At 63.9% G+C, this 23114-nt stretch carries 22 protein-coding genes and 3 pseudogenes; 9 read left to right on the top strand and 16 right to left on the bottom strand.

Features of this window, described 5'->3' with window-relative positions; genetic code table 11:
- The 5 genes from trxA to ACX80M_RS00105 form a co-directional block, all read right to left on the bottom strand.
- Entirely contained in the window at nucleotides 1-363 is a 363-nt protein-coding gene (gene trxA, locus ACX80M_RS00125) for a thioredoxin (RefSeq protein ID WP_459308198.1), read from the bottom strand.
- A gap of 64 nt (nucleotides 364-427) precedes the next feature.
- The gene (locus tag ACX80M_RS00120; RefSeq protein WP_459308196.1) at nucleotides 428-724 is read right to left on the bottom strand and encodes a rhodanese-like domain-containing protein; all 297 of its coding nucleotides are present in this window, start codon (nucleotides 722-724) and stop codon (nucleotides 428-430) included.
- 26 nt (nucleotides 725-750) lie between these two features.
- Complete coding sequence (locus tag ACX80M_RS00115) at nucleotides 751-1092, bottom strand: rhodanese-like domain-containing protein (protein ID WP_459308194.1); 342 nt, start codon at nucleotides 1090-1092, stop codon at nucleotides 751-753.
- Between the two features lie 32 nt (nucleotides 1093-1124).
- Nucleotides 1125-2024 carry a sulfite exporter TauE/SafE family protein gene (locus tag ACX80M_RS00110; protein ID WP_459308193.1) on the bottom strand — a complete coding sequence of 300 codons (900 nt, stop codon included), beginning with the start codon at nucleotides 2022-2024 and terminating at the stop codon, nucleotides 1125-1127.
- Nucleotides 2021-2641 carry a rhodanese-like domain-containing protein gene (locus tag ACX80M_RS00105; RefSeq protein WP_459308191.1) on the bottom strand — a complete coding sequence of 207 codons (621 nt, stop codon included), beginning with the start codon at nucleotides 2639-2641 and terminating at the stop codon, nucleotides 2021-2023. The genes ACX80M_RS00110 and ACX80M_RS00105 overlap by 4 nt, the downstream gene beginning before the upstream one ends.
- Before the next feature lie 121 nt (nucleotides 2642-2762).
- Here ACX80M_RS00105 and ACX80M_RS00100 point away from each other — a divergent pair, with 121 nt between their 5' ends.
- The 3 genes and pseudogenes from ACX80M_RS00100 to ACX80M_RS00090 form a co-directional block, all read left to right on the top strand.
- A complete protein-coding gene (locus ACX80M_RS00100) occupies nucleotides 2763-3020 on the top strand; it encodes a metal-sensitive transcriptional regulator (protein WP_252569989.1) in 258 nt (85 codons plus the stop codon).
- A gap of 109 nt (nucleotides 3021-3129) precedes the next feature.
- Entirely contained in the window at nucleotides 3130-3555 is a 426-nt protein-coding gene (locus tag ACX80M_RS00095; RefSeq protein WP_252569992.1) for a DUF302 domain-containing protein, read from the top strand.
- Nucleotides 3556-3631: 76 nt separating this feature from the next.
- Nucleotides 3632-4183: pseudogene (locus ACX80M_RS00090) on the top strand (DUF7793 family protein); the annotation flags it as partial.
- On the opposite strand, the gene ACX80M_RS00085 reads toward ACX80M_RS00090, so the two are convergent.
- The 4 genes from ACX80M_RS00085 to ACX80M_RS00070 are packed head-to-tail and all read right to left on the bottom strand — an operon-like array spanning nucleotide 4082 to nucleotide 8235.
- Nucleotides 4082-4444 (bottom strand): helix-turn-helix domain-containing protein, encoded by a 363-nt coding sequence (locus ACX80M_RS00085; RefSeq protein WP_459308188.1) that lies wholly within the window; start codon nucleotides 4442-4444, stop codon nucleotides 4082-4084. The pseudogene ACX80M_RS00090 and the gene ACX80M_RS00085 overlap by 102 nt on opposite strands.
- A gap of 9 nt (nucleotides 4445-4453) precedes the next feature.
- Nucleotides 4454-5905 (bottom strand): dihydrolipoamide acetyltransferase family protein, encoded by a 1452-nt coding sequence (locus tag ACX80M_RS00080; protein WP_459308186.1) that lies wholly within the window; start codon nucleotides 5903-5905, stop codon nucleotides 4454-4456.
- 3 nt (nucleotides 5906-5908) lie between these two features.
- Entirely contained in the window at nucleotides 5909-7021 is a 1113-nt protein-coding gene (locus ACX80M_RS00075) for an alpha-ketoacid dehydrogenase subunit beta (RefSeq protein ID WP_459308184.1), read from the bottom strand.
- A complete protein-coding gene (locus tag ACX80M_RS00070) occupies nucleotides 7018-8235 on the bottom strand; it encodes a thiamine pyrophosphate-dependent enzyme (protein ID WP_459308182.1) in 1218 nt (405 codons plus the stop codon). Before ACX80M_RS00070 ends, ACX80M_RS00075 begins: the two co-directional genes overlap by 4 nt.
- A 306-nt stretch (nucleotides 8236-8541) precedes the next feature.
- Between ACX80M_RS00070 and ACX80M_RS00065 the strand changes: the two genes are divergently transcribed.
- The 3 genes from ACX80M_RS00065 (at nucleotide 8542) to ACX80M_RS00055 (ending at nucleotide 10363) form a co-directional block, all read left to right on the top strand.
- On the top strand, nucleotides 8542-9126 hold the full coding sequence (locus ACX80M_RS00065) for a helix-turn-helix domain-containing protein (RefSeq protein WP_459308180.1): 585 nt from the start codon (nucleotides 8542-8544) through the stop codon (nucleotides 9124-9126).
- Nucleotides 9126-9755, top strand: a complete 630-nt coding sequence (locus ACX80M_RS00060) for an RES family NAD+ phosphorylase (RefSeq protein WP_459308178.1) — start codon at nucleotides 9126-9128, stop codon at nucleotides 9753-9755. Before ACX80M_RS00065 ends, ACX80M_RS00060 begins: the two co-directional genes overlap by 1 nt.
- 143 nt (nucleotides 9756-9898) lie before the next feature.
- Nucleotides 9899-10363, top strand: a complete 465-nt coding sequence (locus ACX80M_RS00055; RefSeq protein WP_056345240.1) for an Lrp/AsnC family transcriptional regulator — start codon at nucleotides 9899-9901, stop codon at nucleotides 10361-10363.
- A gap of 490 nt (nucleotides 10364-10853) precedes the next feature.
- On the opposite strand, the gene ACX80M_RS00050 is transcribed toward ACX80M_RS00055, so the two are convergent.
- From ACX80M_RS00050 to ACX80M_RS00040, 3 genes are all read right to left on the bottom strand, one after another.
- Nucleotides 10854-11519, bottom strand: a complete 666-nt coding sequence (locus tag ACX80M_RS00050; protein ID WP_459308175.1) for a hypothetical protein — start codon at nucleotides 11517-11519, stop codon at nucleotides 10854-10856.
- 590 nt (nucleotides 11520-12109) lie between these two features.
- The gene (locus tag ACX80M_RS00045) at nucleotides 12110-13279 is read right to left on the bottom strand and encodes an acyltransferase family protein (RefSeq protein ID WP_459308173.1); all 1170 of its coding nucleotides are present in this window, start codon (nucleotides 13277-13279) and stop codon (nucleotides 12110-12112) included.
- 151 nt (nucleotides 13280-13430) lie between these two features.
- Entirely contained in the window at nucleotides 13431-14228 is a 798-nt protein-coding gene (locus tag ACX80M_RS00040) for an SGNH/GDSL hydrolase family protein (RefSeq protein WP_459308171.1), read from the bottom strand.
- Nucleotides 14229-14808: 580 nt separating this feature from the next.
- Here ACX80M_RS00040 and ACX80M_RS00035 point away from each other — a divergent pair.
- Nucleotides 14809-16179, top strand: coding sequence for an IS1182 family transposase (locus ACX80M_RS00035; protein ID WP_459308529.1), 1371 nt, complete (start codon nucleotides 14809-14811; stop codon nucleotides 16177-16179).
- A 38-nt stretch (nucleotides 16180-16217) separates the two neighbouring features.
- Here ACX80M_RS00035 and ACX80M_RS00030 read toward each other — a convergent pair whose 3' ends face one another.
- Entirely contained in the window at nucleotides 16218-17447 is a 1230-nt protein-coding gene (locus ACX80M_RS00030) for an IS110 family RNA-guided transposase (protein WP_252599038.1), read from the bottom strand.
- Between the two features lie 350 nt (nucleotides 17448-17797).
- Between ACX80M_RS00030 and ACX80M_RS00025 the strand changes: the two are divergent.
- Nucleotides 17798-18576, top strand: a pseudogene (locus ACX80M_RS00025) (transposase); the annotation flags it as partial.
- Between the two features lie 109 nt (nucleotides 18577-18685).
- On the opposite strand, the gene ACX80M_RS00020 reads toward ACX80M_RS00025, so the two are convergent.
- From ACX80M_RS00020 to ACX80M_RS00010, 3 genes are read right to left on the bottom strand one after another with little or no spacing between them, the layout of a single operon-like run.
- The gene (locus ACX80M_RS00020; protein WP_459308168.1) at nucleotides 18686-19675 is read right to left on the bottom strand and encodes a tyrosine-type recombinase/integrase; all 990 of its coding nucleotides are present in this window, start codon (nucleotides 19673-19675) and stop codon (nucleotides 18686-18688) included.
- Nucleotides 19672-20607: a tyrosine-type recombinase/integrase gene (locus ACX80M_RS00015; protein WP_459308166.1), complete on the bottom strand. Its 936-nt coding sequence runs from the start codon at nucleotides 20605-20607 to the stop codon at nucleotides 19672-19674. The genes ACX80M_RS00020 and ACX80M_RS00015 overlap by 4 nt, the downstream gene beginning before the upstream one ends.
- Entirely contained in the window at nucleotides 20604-21698 is a 1095-nt protein-coding gene (locus ACX80M_RS00010) for a tyrosine-type recombinase/integrase (protein WP_459308164.1), read from the bottom strand. The genes ACX80M_RS00015 and ACX80M_RS00010 overlap by 4 nt, the downstream gene beginning before the upstream one ends.
- Nucleotides 21699-21973: 275 nt before the next feature.
- On the opposite strand from ACX80M_RS00010, the pseudogene ACX80M_RS00005 reads away from it, so the two are divergent.
- Nucleotides 21974-22585: pseudogene (locus ACX80M_RS00005) on the top strand (transposase); the annotation flags it as partial.
- Nucleotides 22586-23114: the final 529 nt, after the last annotated feature.

Here is a 23114-nt window from a genome sequence, read left to right as displayed (position 1 = left end):
TTAGGGGTGCTGCTGCGCTGAGCCGGCCCGGAGCTTGTCCATGTCCAGGCTCTTGACGGTCTGGATGACTTCTTCGAGTCCGGTGGCGTTGAGCGCTCCGGGCTGGGAGAAGACCAGGGTTTTGTCCTTGAAAGCCATCAGGGTGGGGATGGAGGTGATGCTGGCCGCGGCGGCGAGGGCCTGTTCGGCTTCGGTGTCTACCTTGGCGAAGGTGATGTCCGGGTGCCGTTCGGCGGCGGCACCATAGGTGGGGGCGAACATGCGGCAGGGGCCGCACCAGGCTGCCCAGAAATCAACGAAGACGATCTCGTTGTTCGCCAGGGTTTCGGCGAAGTTCTGTTCGGTGATATCGATGGTTGCCATGAGGAGGTTCGTGTCCTTCCGGATGGTGTCGTGGAGGGTTGGATGCTGATCTTCAGCAGGAGGGTCAGGTGGTGGGGAGGCCTGCGCGGGTCCAGGCGATCATGCCGCCGGCCATGGTGTCGGCGGTGAAGCCGGCACCGTTGAGTGCGTCCGCGACGGCGGCGGACCGGTTGCCGCTGCGGCAGACAGCGATGACGGGGACTGCCGGGTCCAGCTCGGACAGTCGTTCCTGCAGCTGCCCCATGGGGATATGCAGCGCTCCCGGGATCATGCCGTCGGCGACTTCAAAGTCCTCGCGGACATCGAGGATCCGGTCAGTGGATCGGCGCTGGTCGGCTTCGTTGATGGTGGTTTCAGCCATTGGATTCTCCTTCGAATTTGATGTTGTTAGCGGACGGGTTCGTCTGCCTGGCGCCAGGCAGCCATGCCGCCGCGCAGGGAGTAAGCCTCATAGCCCTTCCCGGCCAGTAGCCGTGCTGCTGATGCAGAACGGATCCCGGACTGGCACATGGCGATCACGGGCCGGGTCTTCTGGATTCCGGCCGTGCTGGCCTGGAGGCGGTCTAAAGGAACGTGCTTGGCCTGCGGGGCCCGTCCGGAGCGCCATTCCTGGGCGGAGCGGACGTCGATCAGGGCGGCACCGGAGGCCAGGAGTTCCTTGGCCTCGGCGACCGTGATGGTTTTGTAGGGCTTGCTGAATGCCTTCTTCAGGGAGTTGATGAGGCCCATGGTGTTCTCCTTGTTTGGGGTGATGGTGGGGTTCAGGCGGGGGAGGGAACGTTTCGACGCCGGCCGCTACGGTTGCGCAGGGGGCAGGAGCTGATGAAGAACCAGCAGACGCCGGCGGTCGCTGCCGTCAGGGCTGCGACGCCGGCGGTGATGAACCACCTCAGGTCGGCTGGGGCCTGCTGGACAAGGACGAAGGTTCCCATCGCGAGGACAAACCAGCCGAAGGCCTTCCGCAGCGCAGCTTCCGGGATACGTCCGGCCAGCTTGGAGCCGGCAAGGGTACCGACGATGGCAGCAGCAGTCACGCCGAGGGTAATGCCCCAGTCCAGCTGCACGGTGGTGAGGTATCCGGCGAGCCCCGCGAAGGACTTCATGGCGATGACTACCAGCGACGTGCCGACGGCAACTGACATCGGCAGGCCGCCCAGGAGTGCCAGGGCCGGGACCACAAGGAATCCGCCGCCCGCGCCGACCAGGCCGGTCACGAGCCCGACGACGGCCCCGTCCAGCAGCACCCTGCCCAGGGGTAGTTCATGCTTGACCGGCGTGGCGCCGTCGTCGGACTTTTTCTTCCGGCCGCGAAGCATGGCCACGGACGTGACCACCATCATGACTGCAAAGGCGATGAGCAGGACCTGGCCCGGGATATGTCCGCCCAGGAGGCCGCCGACGAACGCGCCCGCCATCCCGGCTGCGCCGAAGATCAGGCCCGTCCGCCACATCACTCTGCCCCCGCGGGCGTGGCTAAACACGCTGACAGCTGAGGTGACGCCGACGACGAAGAGCGAAGCGGCGATGGCTTCCTTGGCATCGAACCCGGCCACGTAGACCAGGATCGGGACGGTCAGGATCGATCCGCCGCCGCCCAGGACGCCGAGCGAGAGCCCGATCACTACAGACAGGGCAAGGACCAGGATCAGGGTGGCGGTCATGAGGCCTTGACCTCCTCCTGGGCGTCAGCGACAGGAAGGGTCAGGATTGCGCTTTCGCGGGTGGGCTCCTTGGCGGCCCTGTTCCATGGCATCGCCGAGATGGCCTGGCCCATGGCACAGGTGTTGGTGGCCGCGGAGAAGGTCAGGCCTGCGCCGATGACGCCGGCCAGCGTCCGGATCTTGGGGGAGACGAACTTACCCCCTGCGAGGCCCAGGACCACGAGGGATCCTGCGGCGAGGCGGACCTGCCGCTCCAGGTCCCAACGGTCCTTGCCCTTGACGACGTCGCCACCACTCGCTGCGAAGCCTGGGACGCCGCCGGTCAGGACGTAGGCCGTATCGATGCCGGAACCGGCGAGGCGCTGACGCGCCTGCTCGGCGCGGGCTCCGGACTGACAGACGAGGACGACGCGGCTGCCCAGGCGGGCGGCCAGTTCGTCGGTGTGTTCGGACAGCAACGGCAGCGGGACGTTATAGGAGCCCCGGATGTGCATCGACTCGAACTCAGCGGCAGAGCGCACGTCGATGACCACAAGGTCCTGATGCTCGGTGAACCAGCTGCGCAAGGTCTCCGGCGCCAGGGCGGTAATGGCGGTGGATGGGGAAAGGGAAGTCATGGGGGCCTCTCGAAAGGGGTTGGTGGATACCCCACCCAGTATTGCAGATACCCTAGTGGGTATGCAAAACACCCTAGGGGGTATATAGTTGATGCCAGACCCCCACACCTTTGGAGACCTCATGCAACTCGACTCGACTGAACTGACCCCCGTGGTCAACCGCCTCAAGCGCGCCCAGGGCCAGCTCGCCGCCGTCACCCGCATGCTGGAGGAAGGGAAGGACTGCAAGGACATCGTCACCCAGCTGGCGGCAGTCTCGAAGGCCCTGGACAGGGCCGGGTTCGCCATCATCGCCAGCGGCCTTGAGCAGTGCATCGTCCGTAAAGACACCACCATGGACAAAAAAGAGCTGGAAAAGCTCTTCCTCTCCCTCGCCTAACAAGCAGGGACCCCAGACCCCGTGCCGGGGCAGTTTCCCCCCAAACTGCCCCGGCGCGGCCCCCAACCTGAACCGGCCGTATCTGTAACGACATATGAGGAGCAGGCTCATGAGCTATACCCACACTGTTACCGTCCCGCTGTCCTGGGAGGACGCTGTCCAGCGCACCCGCGAGGCGCTCGGTGAACAAGGCTTTGGCATACTGACGGAAATCGACGTCCGCTCCACGTTTGAGGCCAAACTCGGGACCGAGGCCGCCGACGCCATCGGCGACTATGTAATCCTCGGCGCCTGCAACCCCACCCTGGCGAGCCGCGCCCTCGCAGCCGAGCCGGAACTCGGTGCGCTGCTTCCATGCAATGTCGTTGTCAGACGAGGCAAGAACGCGCACGAAACCACCATCGACGCCATCGACCCACAAACCATGGTCCAGCTCAGCGACAGCCCGGCCGTCCGGGAGGTCGCGGACGAAGCCGATGCCCGACTTCGCAAAGCCCTCGCCGGGCTCAGCGATGCAAAAGACATCTCCAACTGACCAAAGTGTAGGCACTTGCAAAATGCAGAGAAGCCTGTGCCCGGGTTGAGCCTGGCCAGATAAGCCAGGTGATGGGGTGCGGGCCTTCGTATCAGAACCGATCCCCTGGCCGCAGGACTATTTTGGTCTGGCCCTACGGGCCGCAGTTCGCATCGGAGAGGCTTGCGGGGAAGGGTCCGTGAGAAGTACAGGCCTTGCTTCCGGCATCCGCCGGGGCCGGTGTAGCAGCCGCGTTGGTGCCGACTATCATGGGTCCAGAACCAATACGGAAGGCCATCGAGTGCGGCGAACTCCACTAGAAGGAGGAAAAGGCTCTGTCGAGCTCCGAGGCGACGGTATCGTCCATCTAATCTGGACGCCCCACGCCAAAATCGACGTAGCCGACGCCAGGGCAGCGATGGCGATGGTCAACGAGGTCTGCAACGGCGTCGATCATCCCATGCTGGTCGATATGGCTGCTACGGAAACTGTCAGCCGCGAAGCGCGCGCCGTATGGTCCATCCCGTGCGCGGCTTCACGGATCGCCCTACTCGGTTCCAGCCCGGTAGATCGAGTCGTTGCTAACTTTTTCCTTGGCATCAACGCGCCCCATGCCCCCACGAAGTTCTTCACTTACAGGAGCGAAGCAATGAGCTGGCTGTTGGGAGACACTGCCCATTGATACAACTGAGGGTAGGGTCGTTCTCCTTGCAACTGGGACGAAACCTGGCAGCTGCGCGCACGTCAGGGCCAGGACGCTTCCCAGCCTGACGCCCGTGTCGCCGCGTTCAATGCGGCGCACTGTGGGCATGGAGAGATTAGCCCGGTCCGCGGCCAGCTCCTGGCTGAGGCCAAGCACGATTCTCCATTGCTTCAGGTGCTCGCCCAACAGCTCTGCGGATTCGTCCACCAAGGCCACCTATATGTCGGCGAGGATGGACGTCGGCCTCTCAATCGCATCGGCTACAAACCGCAGGAATCCGGCTGCTGTGCCGCCGTCGCACACGCGGTGATCGAAGGTGAGCGTCAGTTCGGTGACCTTGCGGACCGCGAGTTCCCCCTCCACTACCCACGGCTTGTCGATGATCCGGCCAACGCCGAGGATCGCCACCTCGGGGTGGTTGATGATGGCCGCGGATCCGTCCACGCCGAAGACGCCGTAGTTGTTCAGCGTGAAGGTGCCGCTACCCAGTTCCTCGGGCGTCGCTTTGCCCTCGCGTACGACGGCGGTGAGGCGGCGGATCTCCGCGTCCAGTTCGCGGGCACTGAGTTTGTCCGCGTTGCGGATCGAGGGGACCATCAGTCCGCGGTCCGTCTGGGCCGCAAATCCCAGGTTGATACCGGCGAACCCGATGATCTCCTGGGAGCCGTCGCCAGTGGTTTCGATGCGGGTGTTCAGGTCCGGGAATCTTTTTAACCCAGCGGTGACAAAACGTGCGATGAACGCGAGGAGGCCAGGCGTATTGTGCGGATCAGACTTCTTGAGGCCTGCCCGCAGTTCCACAAGCGCCCAGGCATCAACGTCAACCCAGACGGTGGCCTCAGGGATCTCCGACCGGCTGCGGGTCATGTTGGCGGCAACGGCCTTCCGGACACCCTTGACGGGTGTCCGGGCGGAAATGCCCAGCCCTGTGCGGGAATCGACAGCCCCCTGGGTTTCGACAGGCTCAACCACCGGGCGTTCGGTGGTTGAGCCTGTCGAAACCTCAGCCACCGGGCTCGCCTCAACGGCCGGATGGATGACCGCTTCAACGTCCCGGCGCCTAATCAGCCCGCTGTCCCCGGACCCGTGAATGTTGCCCAGGTCCACGCCGTGTTCCCGTGCCATGCGCCGGACGAGCGGTGAAATGACGGCGCCGAGCTTACCCGGCACGCGCGTGCGGAGGAGCGAGATGTCCACATCCGGGATTTCGACAGGCTCAATCACCGAAGCAACTGTCCGGGGAGCCCTCGTCCGCCGGGCAGCCCCACTGCCGCCGGGAGTCCCGTAGCCGATAAGCACGTTTCCGGAACCAGCCTTCTCTTCTTCACGGTACGTGTCCGCTGCGCCGGTTTCGGCAGGCTTGGTTTCGACGGGCTCAGCCACCTCGACAGGCTCGACCACCGGCGCAGGCTCAACCACCGAGCCCACCGGGAGCACCGAGATCAGCGGCTTGCCCACGTCCAGCGTCTGGCCGGGCTCGCCGTGGAGCACCGTCACAGTGCCCGCATAAGGCGACGGTACTTCCACCATGGACTTGGCCGTCTCCACTTCAGCGATGGGCTGGTCCACCCGGATCTCATCCCCCACCGAGACCAGCCAGTTGACCAGTTCGGCTTCGGTCAGGCCTTCGCCCAGATCAGGGAGCAGGAATACTTTCGCTTCGGTCATTGGTCAGTCTTCCCACTGGAGGTCGTCTACGGCGTCGAGGATACGGTCCACGCCGGGCAGGTAGTAGTGCTCGAGCTTCGGCGCCGGGTACGGGACATCAAATCCCGTCACGCGGCGGATGGGCGCGGCGAGGTAGTGGAAGCAGCGTTCCTGTACGCGCGCCACGATCTCGGAGGACACGGACGCGAAGCCGTGCGCTTCAGCGATCACCACGGCCCGGCCGGTCTTACGGACGGACGCGCACACGGTCTCATCGTCGAACGGAACGATGGAGCGGACGTCGATGACTTCCAGCGAGCGCCCCTCGTCCGCAGCAGCGGCGGCCGCAGCCAGCGCCGTGGGCACGGACGGTCCGTAGGCGATGAGCGTGGCGTCGGTCCCGGGACGGGCGACGGCGGCCCGGCCTTCCGAGGACGTCCCGGCTGCCTCGTTGGCGGCGTGCTGCGCCCGGAGGTCCTCAAGGTCCACCATGTCCTTGGACCAGTAGAGCTTCTTGGGCTCCATAAACATGACGGGATCGTCCGAATCGATGGCCTCGCGGAGCATCCGGTACGAGTCGGCCACGGTGGCGGGCGTGAACACCTTCAGGCCCGCGGTGTGGGCGTAATAGGACTCGGAGGAGTCGCAGTGGTGCTCCACTCCCCCGATCCCGCCGGCATAGGGAACCCGGATCACCATCGGGAGCTTCACCAAACCCCTGGTGCGGTTGTGCATCTTGGCTACATGGCTGACGATCTGCTGGAACGCCGGATACGCAAACGCGTCGAACTGCATCTCCACCACCGGCCGCATCCCGTTCATGGCCATCCCCACAGCCATGCCCACAATGCCGGACTCGGCCAGCGGCGTATCGAAGCAGCGCTGCTCCCCGAACCTCTTGGTGAGACCGTCCGTGATGCGGAAGACCCCGCCCAGCAGACCCACGTCCTCGCCGAAGACCAGGACGGCCGGGTCGGCGTGCATCGCATCAGCCAAAGCGGTGTTGAGGGCCTTGGCCATGGTGACGGCCTGCGGCCCGGAAGCTTCAGCCACAGAAGCGGCGGACGCGGCAGCCCGGGCCGTTGCCGCGCTGACGTTGCCGTTCGCCTCGGACGATGTGGTGATGGTCGGACTCATTTCGCGGACTCCTCAGACGACGCTTCGCGGGCAAGTTCATCGGCCAGCATGGCCGACTGTTCCTTCAGCTGCGGTGTGGGCACCGAGAACACGTGCCGGAAGAGTTCCTGGGGGTCCACCGGGACATCCTCGCCAAGGCCGTTCCGCAGCTGGGCGGCAACTGCTTCCGCGCGAGCAGCGATCCGCGCGGCGCCGTCGTCGTCCAGCAGTCCACGCCCGGTGAGGTACGTCTTCATCCGGCTGATCGGATCCTTGGCCAGCCACTCGGCCACCTCGCTGTCCTGGCGGTAGCGGGTGGCATCATCGGCGTTGGTGTGTGCCTGCATCCGGTACGTGTGAGCCTCCACCAGGAGCGGCCCGGAACCCTCCCGGGCGAGCTTCACAGCCCGGTCCAGCACGGCCAGGAGGGCCACAACGTCGTTGCCGTCCACCCGTTCGCCGGCCATGCCGTAGCCCACTGCCTTATGGGCGAGCGACGGCGCCACGGACTGGTGCGCCAGCGGAACCGAGATGGCGTACTTGTTGTTCTGGACGAAGAAGACAACGGGCAGGTGGAAGACGGCGGCGAAGTTCAGGGCCTCATGGAAGTCGCCCTCGCTGGTGGCGCCGTCCCCGCACATGGCCAGGACTACGGTGTCCTCGCCGCGGAGCTTTGCGGCGTGCGCGACGCCCACGCCATGCAGCAGCTGGGTGGTGAGCGGCGTGCACTGGATGCCCACCTTGTGCCTGGCCGGATCGTAGCCGCTGTGCCAGTCTCCCCGGAATATGGTCATGGTCTCCACTGGATCAACTCCCCGTGCCATGACCGCCACAGCGTCCCGGTAGGTGGGGAACAACCAGTCGCCGTCGGAAAGACAGAGCGCGGCTGCCACCTGGCAGGCTTCCTGGCCGTGGCTGGACGGGTACACGGCCATGCGCCCCTGGCGGACCAAAGCTGAGTTCTGGTCGTTGACGCGGCGTCCGACGACGAGCTGCTCGTAAGCGGCCAGCAGCTCCTCATCGGCGGGAACGGGATACTCGTGGCCGGGCTCTGTGCCCTGCTCGCCTTCTGCCATGAGCCGTCCGTCAGGGTCCACCATCTGGATCTGGTGCCGGGCGGGCAGCATGTAGTCCTCCACCGTGATGCCAAACTTCCGCACCGCTTCGGATACGGCATCTTCAGCCGGTAAACGCTGGGCCTGTTCCGGCGCAGAGTGGTCCGCGGAGATCGTCATTGGTCCGTCCTTCTGTAGCCACTAGTCGGTTCCAGTATGGCCCTCGAGGAAGTTTCGTATCCAGTAGTTCGCCGAATCGTGGAAGGTTCCGCCGGATGGACCTAGTCTGGAAGACGAATTGAAATGTGAGCCGGGCTACAGACGGGAGCGGTGGACGAATTGGCACGCCCCCGACCGTATTGGTCAGGGGAGACGATTTCATTCGTCGGAAGCGGCTAGAACTTCCTTTCCCACAATCATTAGCAATGGCATAGACTGTGGAGGTCGTTAGGAGACGTCATCGCTGTCAAGGACCGCCGCACCGGAATGAAGCCCGACCACGGGGCCGGCACCCTCAATGCATGGATCAACTCTGCCCGTCCCTCGTTTTCTGAACAGGACCTGGTCTCAGCCCTGGAAGACATGACCCGCAGCACGACGGCAGCCGACCTGTCTGCACGCGACCGGGACTTCTGGGACAAGAACTCGGGAATCGCAGCCGACCATGCCGCCGTCGCTATCGCCTCCGCGGCGAACGCCGCCGCCCGGCTCGTTTTTGACGCTTCTGCCCTCACGGCCGCCGAGGTCGCCGAGCGTATGCACATGTCCGCGTCCACCATCCGGCACTACAAGTCGGCACGGAAGCTCTACTCGTACCTGGTCAACGGCAAGCTAGCCTTCCCGCAATGGCAGTTTACCGATACGGGTGACAAGTCGATCCCCTCCTTGGAGGACGTTCTGGGTGCGTTGCCCGACGACCTGCACCCGCAGGCGGTGGCCGGGTTCTTCCTGACGCCCCAACCCGACCTTGTCCTGAACGGAATGCATGTCTCGGCCAAGTCATGGCTGGAGGCCGGCGGCAGCAAGAAGGTCGTCGTCGACCTTGCCGAAGGACTGGCGGCCGGCTACTGATGCCGGACCAGTACCCGCCGAACGCGGCTACCCTGCGGGCTCTGGGGTACGAAGCAAAGACGATACCGGCTGGCACCGTGCTGTGGCGGATCCACTTCACCGCCTCGGGGCATGTGGTGCCGTGGAACCGACTGCGCACCTGGGGGCCCGTGCCGGGCTCACGCTGGGAACCTCACCCGCTGCCGCCAGGTGATGCCGCGCCGCTGGGTGCCGCCTACCTCGGTGAGGATGTGCTGACGTGCTTGGCGGAGGTATTCCAGCTGACCCGTTTCGTTGACGTCGACCGCGACGACCCTTACGTCACGGCGTTTAGTACCACGCGTGACCTCGTACTGGCCGACCTCACGGGAGACTGGCTGCTGCCGGCCGGCGGTTCTGCGCAGATCGCTTTCGGCGAGAAGGAGCGAACCCGAGCCTGGGCCCGTGCCATCCATGAGACGTGGCCGGACCTTGATGGCGTGTACTCCCTCTCGGCCATCGCCCTGAGTCGCAAGGTGGTGACACTGTGGACCGAGGACGCCATACCGGCCGCCCCAGAGTTCTCCTCACCCCTGAACGCGCCGGGCATCGTCTCCGATGTGATGGCAGCTGCTGCGAAGATCCGTTACACCAGCAACATCATCCTCTGAACACGCCCCACCACCGCTAACCGTCCCTGAGGGAAGTTTCGTATCCAGTAGTTCGCCAAATCGTGGAAGGTTCCGCCGGATGGACCTACTCTGGAAGACGAATTGAAATGTGATCTGGGTAACGGGCGGGAGCGGTGGACGAATTGGCACGACTTGAAGGAGATTCCGGGGAGGTGCCGCTGGACGACGTCGACCGCCGGATCATCGCCGAACTCACCCGGGACGGGAGGATGTCCGTGACGCAGGTGGCCGAGAACGTCCACATTTCCCGCGCCCACGCGTACACCCGCATTGCCAGGCTGACCGGCGAAGGCGTCCTGACCAAATTCACGGCTCTGGTGGACCCCATCAAGGCCGGGCTGAAGTCCTCCGCCTACGTGACGCTCAAGGTGAGCCAGCATTCGTGGCGTGAGCTGCGCGAGCAGCTGCGCGCGATCCCGGAGGTCCACCACATCGCCCTCGTGGGAGGCGATTTTGATGTGATCCTGCTGGTGCGCGCCATCGACAACACCGACCTGCGGCGCGTGATTTTCGATCAGCTGCAGGCCATGCCGGGCGTCCAGGACACACAGACTTTTCTGGTGTTCGAGGATGTTGATACGCGCTGAGTCGGGAACTCCGTCGCGGGCTACGGCTTGGGTCCGGCGGGCTCTTACAAGCCGGAGCGGAACGGCTAGCACTACCGAACTTTTAGTGCAGGACAAGAACGCCGCAACTACGGGCTACCGGGGGTGCTGGACGGCGAGGGTTTCGTGGGCTTGTACTCAATGGGGATTTTGGGCACCACTGTTTTGGATACGGTTCCGGACTCCGCGATGACGTTGAACGAAGCCTCACGACAGCTCGGGTTCACAGAGAGAGTTCGGACGGACGTGACACCATCAGTTTCCCCCAACACGAGGACTGGCACTCCGTCGCCCACCTGACAGGCCGCGAGGCCGAGGGCAGTCCAAAGATTCTCAGCTGCCCCAGAGTCAAGCCCCGGCCGCAACGTGCCTAGCTCCGGGGATGCGGCCGGAGAGTCTCCCGTGGGTGGCTTTGCAAGTGCGAGAGTGAACAACAGGCCTGCTACGCCAACCGTTGCGATCAAGCTGGGTACTAGCCAGGTTCTCCCCTAGGGCCAAGAAGTTGTTCGTTGAGCGTGTTTTCCTGGGCCTCATTTATGATTTTTGACTTCCAGATCAGGTAAATCGCTAGCCGTTCGTTCAGCTGCTCTATCGCGGCTTCGAATTTCGCTAAGTCTAAGCGTAGGCTCTCTCTAGCGTCGCGGTTAGCTTCCGCCTTGATTTCATTCTTCAGTACTTGGACTTCGCGCGCGTACTCAGGAATCTTTCTTCGAGTAGTATTCAAGTTTGTCTGAAACGCGGTCAGATCTGGGGCATCATCTGGCAGCTCGGTTTGGCGATTTTGATTTATCCAGGCCTGCCTCTTAGGCGGCAATGTTGATAGCGTGTACCTGACGGCGGCCTGTAATCGGGCGATCCTATATATGAGATTCGCAATGGCCACAATTCCAATGAAACCTAAGAGGGCGGCCACTGTTAGCTGTATGCGGTCGGTTTCGTTGCTCCACGAAAATGCTTGCCCTCGGACGGCTGGTTGAGCGCCGAACAGCCCAATGCCCGTGGCACTGAGCGCACCCAACATCCAAAGCCCGGCGGCGCGAGTCAGCTTAGCGCCTCGCTGAAATTCATCATCTTGTCCGGCTGGTTTATTCGGGGTTTCTTCCGACTCTCCGGCTTTGACCGGTTCCGTGCTGGTCATGGCTATTCCGGGTCCACGTCAACGGGCTGAATGTTCTGGACGCCCTTCGGCCCATGCTGGAAAGGTCCATTAGGCGTCGATATCTTTACCGGAACCCATCGGCTCCCATTCCATTTCTCGGTCACTCCGCCGACCTCACGTGTCTCTCCAGGTTTAGGTGTCATCCACACATGATGCGCCGCGACTGAGTTAAATGGAAGACTTCGTAAGTGGCCGCAAAGAACTCTGGAGATCAAGTCCAAGTCACTATTCTTAGCGACACCCTACCTACGCAAATAATGGTTGGTTCGAGCAGGAACTTAAGCTCGATCTCTTCCATGTCCGTGTATGTTATTTCTTTCCAAATCCGCCGCTGGCCTTAGTACGGCGCGGCGTCGTCGGCGGGACCAGGAAGAAGGAGAAAAGTCAGCGATGGCAGGCGCCTAGAGTGCAGGTGCCCTTCATTCGGTAGCCGGTACGAGGAACTTCAGCGTGACGAAGCCCCAGGATTTGGCGGTGGTCAGCATAGGGGCACCACGGCCGGACACATCACCCGGACCGAGCCACACCTCTGCTCAACGTCCGCACCCACGACAACCTCGCCGGAGCGCCTAAGCCTGTCCGGCCGTCTCCAGCTCGCGGGCAGACTCCCGGGCGGGCTCCGGGGCGGGACGGACGACGGCGGGATCCAGCTTTCCGGAGGCCCAGCGCCGGATGGGCCGCTCCACAAAGCGGAATGACAGGTAGGCCATCACCACGGTCAGGGCCGCCGCCAGCGGCACGCGCAACCAGGGCGAGGGGACCAGGGGAATCAGCAGGAGAAAGACGGGCATGTGCCAGAGGTAGGCGGCGTAGGACAAGTCGCGGCCGGGGTTTGCCAGCCAGGGGTGGCTCAGGACCCTTGAGCCCAGGCCAGCGGGCCGGAGCACGAGCGATCCGATCACCAGCCCGGCCAGGAGCGCCAAGGCGGTGGGACCGGCGGTCCAGAAGACATCAAACCAGGGACCGGGCTTATCCGGTTCTTTGAACGTGAACACGGCAACCACCAGAGCGAGCCCTGCAGCGGGACCGCCCCAGCGCGCACCCGCCTGCAGGGAGGCATGGACTCTGGAGCCTGGTCTGACCGACGCAAACACCAGTGCCATGGTGCAGCCAAGCAGCAGCTGGTCGGCCCTGGTGTCCGGTCCGTTGTAGAGCCGGGCCAGCGATGCCCCGCCGGAGACCAGGAGGAACCGTTCAACCAGGAAACCGGCCGCCAGGACGGCGGTGATCCAGGCAACGGTGCGTACCTTCCAAAACCGCAGCATGAGCAGGAGGAGCACCGGCCAGACCAGGTAGAACTGCTCCTCGACAGCTAGCGTCCACGTGGGGCTCAGCGCGTTGCCGCCGGTGGAGGAACCGAAAACGCCGTAGTTGGTCAGGTTCATCACGTAGGCCGAGGCCGGGATGGCGTTGGCGCCCTGGCCGCCCCACCCAGAGGCTGGGAAGATCAGTCCACCGAGAACCACCACGGCGCAGACCGCCAGCAGTGCCGGCCAGAGCCGGGCGAGCCGTTTGACGTAGAAAACCCCCAGGCGCAGCCGGCCCGTGGCCCGGTACTCCTTCAGGATCAACAGTGTGATCACAAAGCCGCTAAGCGTGAAGAACACGTCCACGCCCATGGATCCGCCGGGGACGAGCTCCGTCACCGTATGAAAGAGGAAGACGCCGGCTACCGCGACGGTGCGCAGGCCATCCAGAGCGTGTTTCCGCCCGGAAATGAGCCCGGTTTCGGGCGTCAACGGGCCCTCCGTCGTCGTCTGGATTCCACTACTTGACCAAAATTTCACTAAACCAGCATATATAACGTTTCTGTAACCCCGCTGAGTGGCCGCTGGATGAACCTTGCCTCGGCCCCGGAGCATGAGCCGCACCCAGCTGCCGCACACTAGCTCATTGGATCAGCGTGCTCCAGGACTCCAGGAACTTCTTAGCAAGATGCGCGTGGCCGGCGGTGTTCGGGTGCGCACCGTCGAAGTCGAATCCCGGGCTGTTGGCAGCCGTGAACCAGCCGGCCACGTAGGCGTCGATGAACGGAGCACCAGCGGCTGCGGCCCCGGCGCGGACGGCCTTGTTCGCACCTTGCAGTTTCTCTGCGAACGGCTGGGGGGCCGAGGGCCCAAGAACTATTACCTGGACGCCGGGCCACAGCTTGCGGGCCGCCTCGATTGTTTGCGCCGTGGCGGTTTGAATTTCATCAGTGCGGGTGATCAGGGCGTCGTTCTGGCCCCCTTGCAGTATGAGGACGTTGGGGACGAAACGCGGGTCCGCAGCGATTTCCCGCAGCCGGACTTCGTACTCACGGGCCTGGTTGTCCTGCGGACCACCGCCCCACGCGAAGCCGGTTCCGCCCTCACCGTCGATTTTGGTGGGGTATCCGAGCGAGCCGGCAACAAGGTACGCCCACCCCTGATCTGGCCGATCCGCGCCGTCACCGAAAGTGTACGAATCGCCAAGAATCAGGAGGACGGGCTCGGCGGGAAGCTGAATTTTCAGCTGGTGGTCCGTTGCCGTGGCGGTGGGTGCCGGGGTTAGCGTGGCAGTAGGCGTGGCCACCGGCGAGCTTGCCGCCAGAGGGCTTACGGCTTCGCTTGGGCCGCGCGGATTCATCAGGGCGATTCCCGCTACCCCGAAGGCAACCACGGCCAGCAGAAAGAGTGCACCGTACTTGATCCATTCCTGCTTGGTCACGTTAAGTCGCCCACCCTTTCTCGTCACCCGGCAGATCATACCGGCCAGGAATTGCCCAAGCCCTTTCGCGTCCGGATCTGACTGAAATTTAGGCCCCGGGGTGATGACGATGCATCTCGGCGGGACGGGCGCTGTGGGCGTCCTGGCCAACGGTGAGGCCAACAGTTCTGACGCGCCGACACGGACGCGCTGCCGTCACCGAGGCAACGGGGCTGCCATACGCCGCGGAGGTGCCCAGGATGATACACGCGGGCACGACGTGCATGTCAGTTCTCTTCTGGGCGCCCCCAATATGATGGCGGACGGCCAGGCAACCTGATCCGTGACGTACATCGCCGTTCCAACCGCTGAAGGGGCGAGCGCGAGTTCCCGAGCAATGGGAAGCTCATCTAGGTGCGTGGGTCAGTAGTGAGGTGCCCGGTTTTTAAAACGCCGGCGGATTAGCCAGGTCCTGGCTCTGGTGGCTGGAAGAATCGGGGGCATGGATACCGGTTCTTCCGCGCAGGATGGTTTGTTCGACGAGTCGCTCGTGGAGCGGGTCGAGCAGCCCACCGATGTGCCGATGGATGCCAATGGCGGGATCAACAAGCGCTTCAAGGCGTTCGAGCCCGATGCGGTGATGCTGGTCCCGCCGTCGCTGGAGGAATGGTTGCCGCAGGGTCATCTGGCCCGGTTCATCGGCGAACTCGTCGACGGGGAGCTGGACCTGGCCCGGTTCTATGCCTCCTACGCCAAGGCCAAGGGCCAGCCGCCGTATGATCCGCGGCTGATGCTGCGGATCCTGCTTTACGGGTATTGCGTGGGGGTGCGGTCTTCGCGGGAACTGGAGCGGGCGTGCACGGATGTGGTCGCGTTCCGTTGGTTGTGTGCCCAGCAGGCCCCAGACTTCCGGTCGATCGGGCGGTTCCGCGAACGCCACCTCGCGGCCCTGGCCAACGTGTTCCTGCAGGCGTTGGAGCTCTGCCGGGCCGCGGGCATGGTCTCGTTGGGCCATGTGGCACTGGACGGGACGAAGGTCCGGGCCAACGCCTCGCGGCATAAGGCCATGAGCTATGCCCGGTTGACGGAGAAGCAGAAAGTCCTGGCCGATGAGATCAGCGACCTGATGGCGGAGGCCAAGAGTGTGGACGCGGCCGAGGACGCCCGCTACGGGCCGGGCAAACGCGGCGATGAATTGCCGGCCGAGTTGGCTAACCGGGCCCGGCGCGCCGAGGCGATGAAGACTGCCCGGGCGTCCATCGAGGCCGAGGCCGCGGACAAGGCACGCCGTGAGGCCGAAGAGAAGGCCCGGGCCCGCGGGGACGACGACGAGGATGTCTCCGGCAGGGGCGATGCCGCCGCTGCCGCGGCGGTCCCCAAGCCCACCGCCCAGCGGAACTTCACCGACCCGGACGCGAGGATCATGAAGACCGCGGACGGTTCATACCACTACTGCTACAACGGCCAGGGCGTCGTTGACTCCGGCCACCAGGTCATCGTTGCCACTGAACTGAACAACACCGCGGTGGACGTGCAGCAACTGGTCCCGATGGTTCAGAACGTGCAGGACACCCTGGAAGCCATGCCCCGGAAATGGAGCGCCGACGCCGGGTACTGCTCGGCGGCGAACCTGGAACACGTCAGGGACCTTGAAGCCGGTGGCGGCACCGAATTCTTCATCTCCACACGGCGGATGAAACACAACCAACCGGTCCCGGAATCGCCACGGGGAAGGATCCCGGCGGATGCGACCCTGGCCGAGCGGATGGCCCGGAAACTGAAAACGAAGAAGGGCAAAGCGGTCTACGCCCGGCGCAAAGCCATCGTGGAACCGGTCTTCGGACAGATCAAAACGCGGCAGGGCAAGCATGTCCTGTTGCGCGGGCTGGAGAAGGCTGCCGCGGAGTGGAAGTTGATGGCCGGCTGCCACAACCTGCTCAAACTCTTCAGCTACCGCACCGCCACCGCCTGAACACCGCCGGGACGCCCTACGTGATGCTCCTATAGTTGTCAACTCATATCTTTTGCCGGGTTTTGTTCGGCGAGCCAGCTCCTGTATTCGTGGGCGAGGGCGTCATCGCGGCTGAGTCCTCGTTCGATGCGGGAAAGGGTGCCCGGCCAGGTTGCGAAGTGTCTGGCGGCGGTTTGGAGGGTGAGTCCAAGCTGCTGTCGCGTTGGGCGCAAATCGCTGATAGCCGGTGCGGGCTGGGGGTTTGTCAGCTGGCCGTAAATTTCCCGGGAGACGTAGCGTTTGAGGCAGCGCATGATCTCTTTCTTGGACTTGCCTTCTTCGGTTCGCCGGGCAACATAGTCTTTCGTGCGCTGGTCGGTGGCCATGCGGGAAACGACCACGTGGTGGATGGCTGCGTTGGCGGCTCTGTCGCCGCCGTGGCTGAGCCTGTGCCGGGTGGTCTTCCCCGAGGAGGCGGGGATGGGGGCGGTGCCTGTCAGGGCGGCGAACTGGGCTTCGTTGCCGATGCGTTCCGGATTATCTCCCACGGTGACCAGGAGCTGACTGGCGACCTCGGTTCCGACCCCGGGAAGGTCGCAGAGCATCGGGGCGTGCACGGCCAGAATTTCGGCCAGCTGGTCATCTGCCTGGCTGATTTCGCGGTCCAGATTCCGGTAGCGGGTGGCCAGATTCTTCAACACCATGGCGGTGGCATATTCAGGGTCGGTCAGGGTGCCAGCCGGACGTGAGCGTTCCAGGGCCGGGATGAGCTGCACGGAGCTCATGCCGCGGTATTTGCTGCGTAACGGTTCCGCGGCGGAGACCAGGATGCCTTTGATCTGGTTGACTGCAATGGTGCGGGCCTTCATCGCCGAGATCCGGGCGGCGCGCACGACCCTGAGGCATTCGACGGGTCCGTCCTTGGCTTTCGGGGTGGAGGTGCCGCGCTGGGCGAGAACGGATTCCGCGGCTTGGTAGGCGTCGAGGGGATCTGATTTGCCGCGTAGCCGGCGGGCCTGCCGGTTGGGTCGGTTGATTTCCTGAACCGTCAGCCCTTCCTTGGTCAGGACCCTGCTCAGCTCTGCGCCGTAGCTGCCGGTTCCTTCGATTCCTACGCCGAGGACGGGACCGAATTCGGTGATGAAGGCAAAGATTTTCCGGTAGCCGGATCCGACGGCCAGGAATTCCTGGTCGGCAACGTGCTTGCCGTGCTCGGTGATGATGGCGACGTGGTGGGTATCGGCGTGGGTATCGACGCCGGCGATGACTTTCAACAGATCGTTTGCCATGATGAAACTGCCCTTCCTTTGCATCACATGCGTAATTGAGGGCACGTTGGCCAGGCGGGCAGACAAGACGGCAATGGGACTGTTAGCTTCAGGCTCCTATAAAGTCATGTCCGCCTGGTCAGCGCACTTCCTGCAGTCTTGAAACGGTGGACAGATCACGTAAAGGACAGCCCCTCGGGGCGTCAGTCAGGCTGGGGGTCACACCGCTTCAAGACCATTATCATCATTGCCGTCAGGCTGGAACGGTGCCACTGGGTCATAGCAAGTCCGCTTGATCGCGTGGGGCGAGAACCAGGAATCTAATCATTATGTCTAGTCCAGTTTTGAGTGCCGTAGGCAAAGATGGTCCTATGAACAGTCCCGGACCGCGTGCCGGTGGACCGAGCGCTCGTCGGTCGTTCACCCCCGCGCAGAAGCTTGAATTTTTGGCCTCGTACGAGGCCGCCATCGAGTCCAATGAAGGCGGCGCGTTCCTGCGCCGTGAGGGCCTGTATTCCTCGCAGATGACTGAATGGCGCCGGCTCCGTGACGCTGGCGTTTTGGCGGGCAAGAAGCCCGGGGAAACAATCGGGAAACTCTCCCAGGACCAGGCCGAGATCGCGCGTTTGCGCCGCCAGCTGGAGGTGAGTGAGAGCCGGTTGAAAAGATCCGAGGCAGCCCTGGGAATCATGGAAAAACTCTCGGCGTTCTTAGAGAACGCCATTCAGGAATCACCGGACGAGCCGAAGTCCAAGAAGAGCTGATGGCCTCCTACCACGGCCTGCGCCAACAACAGGTCCCCACCCGGCAGGCGGCCTCCCTGGCCGGGATCTCACGCACCACGGTGTACCGCAAGCCGGCCCCGCCCCGGGAGCCAGCGGCGGTGACGCCACCGAACAAGCTCAGCCCTGCCGAGCGGGCTGCGGTGTTGGCGGCGTTGAACGCCCCGGAGTTCGTCGACCTGGCACCGATGCAGGTCTATGCGAAGCTCCTGGACGCGGGCGTCTATCTGGGCTCGTTGTCCACGTTTTACCGGGTGTTGGAGGAGAACAAGCAGGTCAAGGAACGCCGCCGCCTGGCCAAGCACCCTCCCCGGGCCGTTCCCGAGCTCGTGGCCACCGCCCCGGGCCATGTCCTGACGTGGGACATCTAATGCCGACGTCGGCATTAGATGTCCTATGCCGACCTTGGGGCTATGCCGATGATGGGTGTAATGGTGCTGGTCAGCTGGGTTTTGTGGGGTTGAGATGTCGGCATAGTTATAGGGCTGTGAGCCAGGCGAGGATGTCCGGTTCGGGGTTGTAGCTGCCGGGAGTGACGCCGGGCGGCCTGGTCCGTTCGATGGCAGCTTGTTTGATTGCCATGTCGGCGTGGAGGTAGGCGTCGGTGCTATGCGTGTCGGCGTGACCGAGCCAGAGTGCGATGACGGCGACGTCGACCCCGGCGGTCAGGAGATTCATTGCCGTCGTGTGCCGCAGGGTGTGCATCGTGACGTGCTTGCCTGCGAGGCTGGAGCGTGTGGTTTTCGTGGTGTCCAGGTGTTTGGTGAGGCGGTGCTCGAGTGCGTCGCGGGAGAGGGCTTGTCCGTGAGGGCCGCAGAACATCGCAGTTCCGGGCCGGGTCGCCCGTTCGGCGAGGTAGTGCTTCATGGTGTTCACTGTGGTGCGGGTCAGTGGGGTGGAGCGCTGGCGCCGGCCTTTACCGGTGCAGGTCACGTATGGTCCGGCGCCGAGGTGGATGTCGTTGAGGGTCAGTGCGCAGATCGCGCTGATCCGAAGGCCGGTCTGCACTGCCATGGCCAGCAGTGCGTGGTCGCGCCGCCCGGTCCAGGTCTGGTGGTCGGGTGCTGCGAGTAGCGCGTCGACTTCTCCGTGGGTGAGGAATTCGATGACCGGTCTGATGGCACGCTTGGGAGGGATCGCGAGGACCTGCGTGATCGTGGCGGCGTGCTCGGGGTGGTTGGGAAGTGCGCGCCCGAGCACGGCGCGGATCGCGGTCAGGCGGGTGTTGCGGGTCTTGGCGTTGTTGCCGCGGTCATGCTCGAGGTGGTCAAGGAATCCGGAGACGTTCGTTACGGTGAGCGCATTGAAATCGACCCTGTGTGTGGGAACACCGAGCGTGGAGGTCAGGTGTTTGAGGAGCATCCGCCAGGTGTCGCGGTAGGAGGCGATCGTGTTGCTGGAGAGATCCCGCTGGGTGCGGGCGAAGGTCGTGAAGTAGGTTTGCAGGCTCGTGGCCAGGGCGTTCATGATGTTTCTCCTTCGGTGGGAGCGGGGTCGAGCATGCCGGCGGCCAGCGCCATCAGCTCGCCGGTCGCGGTCAGATACCAGTAGGTGTGTGCGGCGTCGGAGTGCCCGAGCCAGGTGGCGAGCAACGACAGCACCCTGTCGGGGTCGCCGCCGTGGGCGTAGGCCGCGGTCATATGCGCGGTAGCGAAGGTGTGCCGCAGGTCGTGGAGCCGGGGCCGCGCTCTGCCGCGCGGGGTGAGTCCGGTTCGCTCCCGAACCCGTTTGAACAGCGGAAAGAAGGAGACGTAGTGGTACCCGGTCCCCTTGGAGGTCACGAAAACCGGGCCGTGCGGGTCAGGGCTGGTGGCAGTCCTTGCCGGGAGATCGATGTATCGTATGAGCGCTGCCGTCGTCGAGGCGTGCACGGGAACGAGCCGCTCGTCCGACTTCGCCGCCCTGATCACCAGCACGTCGTTGCGCAGGTCAATGTCATCGACTCGAAGGTTCAACGCCTCGCTGATTCGTAGCCCCGTTGCGGTGAGCAGGCCGATGACGGTGTGCACTGTCGCGGCGACGCGCTCGTTGGAGAACGCCTCAGCGCAGGCGGCAAGCAGCGCATCGACGTCGTCTTGGCTGTAGATGTAAGGCACTGCCCGGGGCTTCTTCGCTGACAGCAGGCCACCGGGGATGACGGGGACGTCGACACCGTTCGCGCTCAGGTGCGCGGCGAATCGGCGCACCAGCGACAGACGTGTCGCCCACCACGACGGGTGCGCATCAGGGTTGAGGCGTGCCCACGCGACGGCGTCGTCGATGGTGAACGTCGCTGTCTGGCCTCGTGCTTCGAGCCATGTGCAGAACAGCCCGACCTGCCGCTCGATGTCGTTCAGCTGGAATCCCAGGGCGCGGCGCAACGCCAGGTATTCCTCCAGGTGTTCACGCAGCGTCGTCATCGCGGCACCTGCCCGAATGGGACCGCCAGAGCACGCAGGGACACAAGATCGACCTTCGCGTAGGCCATCGTGGTCGCCGTGTAGACATGGCCCAAGAGTTCCTTGGCCTCGGTCAAGGTGCCACCGCCGGCCAGGACGTCCATCGCGGCGGTGTGTCGTAGCCGGTGGGCGTGGATCTGGTCGATGCCCGCCAGGTCCGACAACCGGGCGATGATTCCCGAGACCCCCGACGGTGTCATCATCCTGCGTGGTGCTTTCATACGGACGAACACCCCACGATCGAGTGCAGGGGGACGCGCCCGCAGCCATGCTTCCAATGCTTCACCAACGTCGACCGGGATCGGCAGCGTGTGCTCGCGGCCCTTCCCGCTGACCTTGAGCTGTCCTGCAGTCCAGTCGATGTCGTCGAGGGTGAGGCGGGCGGCTTCGCCGGCGCGCAGGCCGAGCCGCACAAGGATCGTGACCACTGCCCGGTCGCGCGCACCGATCGCGGTGGCCGGGTCGCACACGCTCAACAGCGCAGCAACCTGATCCGCGCCGACCCCGCGAGGCAGGGCCCGCCTCGTTCCCGGAGGTTTCAAGACCCCCGCTGTCAGATCCCGGCCGATCCGCCCCGTGCTCAACGCCCACCGCAGCAAGCAACGAGCCGCATCGACGATGTGAGCACGAGTCACGACCCCGTAGGGACGGCCCCGCTCAGTGACGTAAGCGTTGACGACCGGCGCGTCCAGACGGAACCACTCGACAGTGCCGCCTGGCGTCGTTACCACGTCCACGAGTCCGGCCCCGTAGTAGCAGCGGGCGTCGATGGTTTTCTCGAGCAACCCGCGGTCGTCCCGCATCCACGCGCGCCACGCGGTCACCGCGGCCTGCGCTTCAGTGACCGCACGCGCCTCGTTATCGTTCGTGGCCAGGTATCCCGCCGCCATCAAGAACCTGCGCATCGCGCCCATGCACGTCGTCACCGTGGCCGCCACCGCCGCTCGCGAACGCTCCGAAGCCACGAACCGGTCAAGCAGCGCCTGACCGATCTCGTCGATGCCCGCGCCCTCCGCCTGCATCCACACGCTCAGACGTGCAAGCAAGTTCACGATGCCCGCCCCTGAACCTGGCGAATACCCCTGCCCAACCAACCATGATGAACACTCGACCAACACCGATGGAGCCAACGGCCCCACCGGAACCCGCGGAATCCGATCCACATGCGGCCGAGCCGTTAACGATCTCTTCGTCACAGCCCTCACCTCCAGACACTCCGTGTCTGAAGGATGACCGCCGATCAACTATGCCGACATCTCAACCCCACAAAACCCAGCTGACCAGCACCATTACCAGCATCATCGGCATAGCCCCAAGATCGGCATAGGACATTACGAAGCTGGCCGGGCCCATGAGGGGCAAATACTACGACTGCTACATGATGGTCGACATCCACTCCCGCTTCATTGTCGGCGCGCACGTGCACGCCAGCGAATCCGCGGTTCTGGCGGTGGAGATGATGAAGGAAATCTTCGGCATCCACGGCATCCCGCAGGTGGTGCACGCGGATCGGGGGACGTCGATGACGTCCAAGACTGTGGCCGCGTTGCTGGCAGATTTGGAGGTCACCCGGTCACATTCCCGCCCCCGGGTGAGCAACGATAATCCGTACTCAGAAAGCCTCTTCAAGACCATGAAATACGGGCCCATGTTTCCCGAACGCTTCGCTTCCCTTGGCGATGCCAGGGCCTTCATCAGTGAGTTTGTGGACTGGTACAACCATCATCATCAGCACTCCGGGATCGGCTTCCACACGCCCGCCAACGTCCACTACAGGCTCGCCGCCGGCGTCGCCAAGCAACGCTCCGAAACCCTCGCCGCGGCACGGGCGAAACATCCCAACCGCTTCACCAAACCCACCGACCCCAAAATACTGGCCCTGCCCGGGCCCGCATGGATCAACCAACCCAAGGAAAACACCGAAAAACTAGCAGCCTAACTCCCACTGGTACCGACCGACTTGAAAAATTCCGACGCGCCCCGCGACGCGCCTTCAGCACACGAACTCCACACCGCAGGGACATGCCACGCCTCCTTCCGCGAAAATGCCAAGAGGCCGGCCTCTTCCCGGAAAAGGAGACCGACCTCGGGCCATCACGGCTCAAACCTGCCGAACCGTCAAACCATTACTGACCCACGCACCTAGGAGTTTGCGAGGCATTTCCCGTAACTACAACCACTCCAGATAGCCATCATCGTAGGCAAGGGAACTATCTGCCACTTATGTCCCCAAGTGGAAGGCCACCACGGCGTACCTCGCGGGGGATAAAGTGCTGAGTCCAAACGGCGATGTCGTGTCCGCCAAGGTCAACTTCACGTCGGGTGCCAGCTACAGTGCGGCGAACTGGGATCTGTCCGCAACCGTGTGTTAACGCCAACCGAAAACAGGACCACTTCTGCCATTTGAAAACAGGGCCACCGACCATTATGGAAGGTGATCAATTTGGATGATTGGGCGGAGATACGCC

It is taken from the genome of Pseudarthrobacter sp. MDT1-22, from assembly GCF_054511035.1.
The sequence above is the reverse complement of the archived record's forward strand: the minus strand, read 5'-3'. Positions and strand labels throughout refer to the sequence as shown.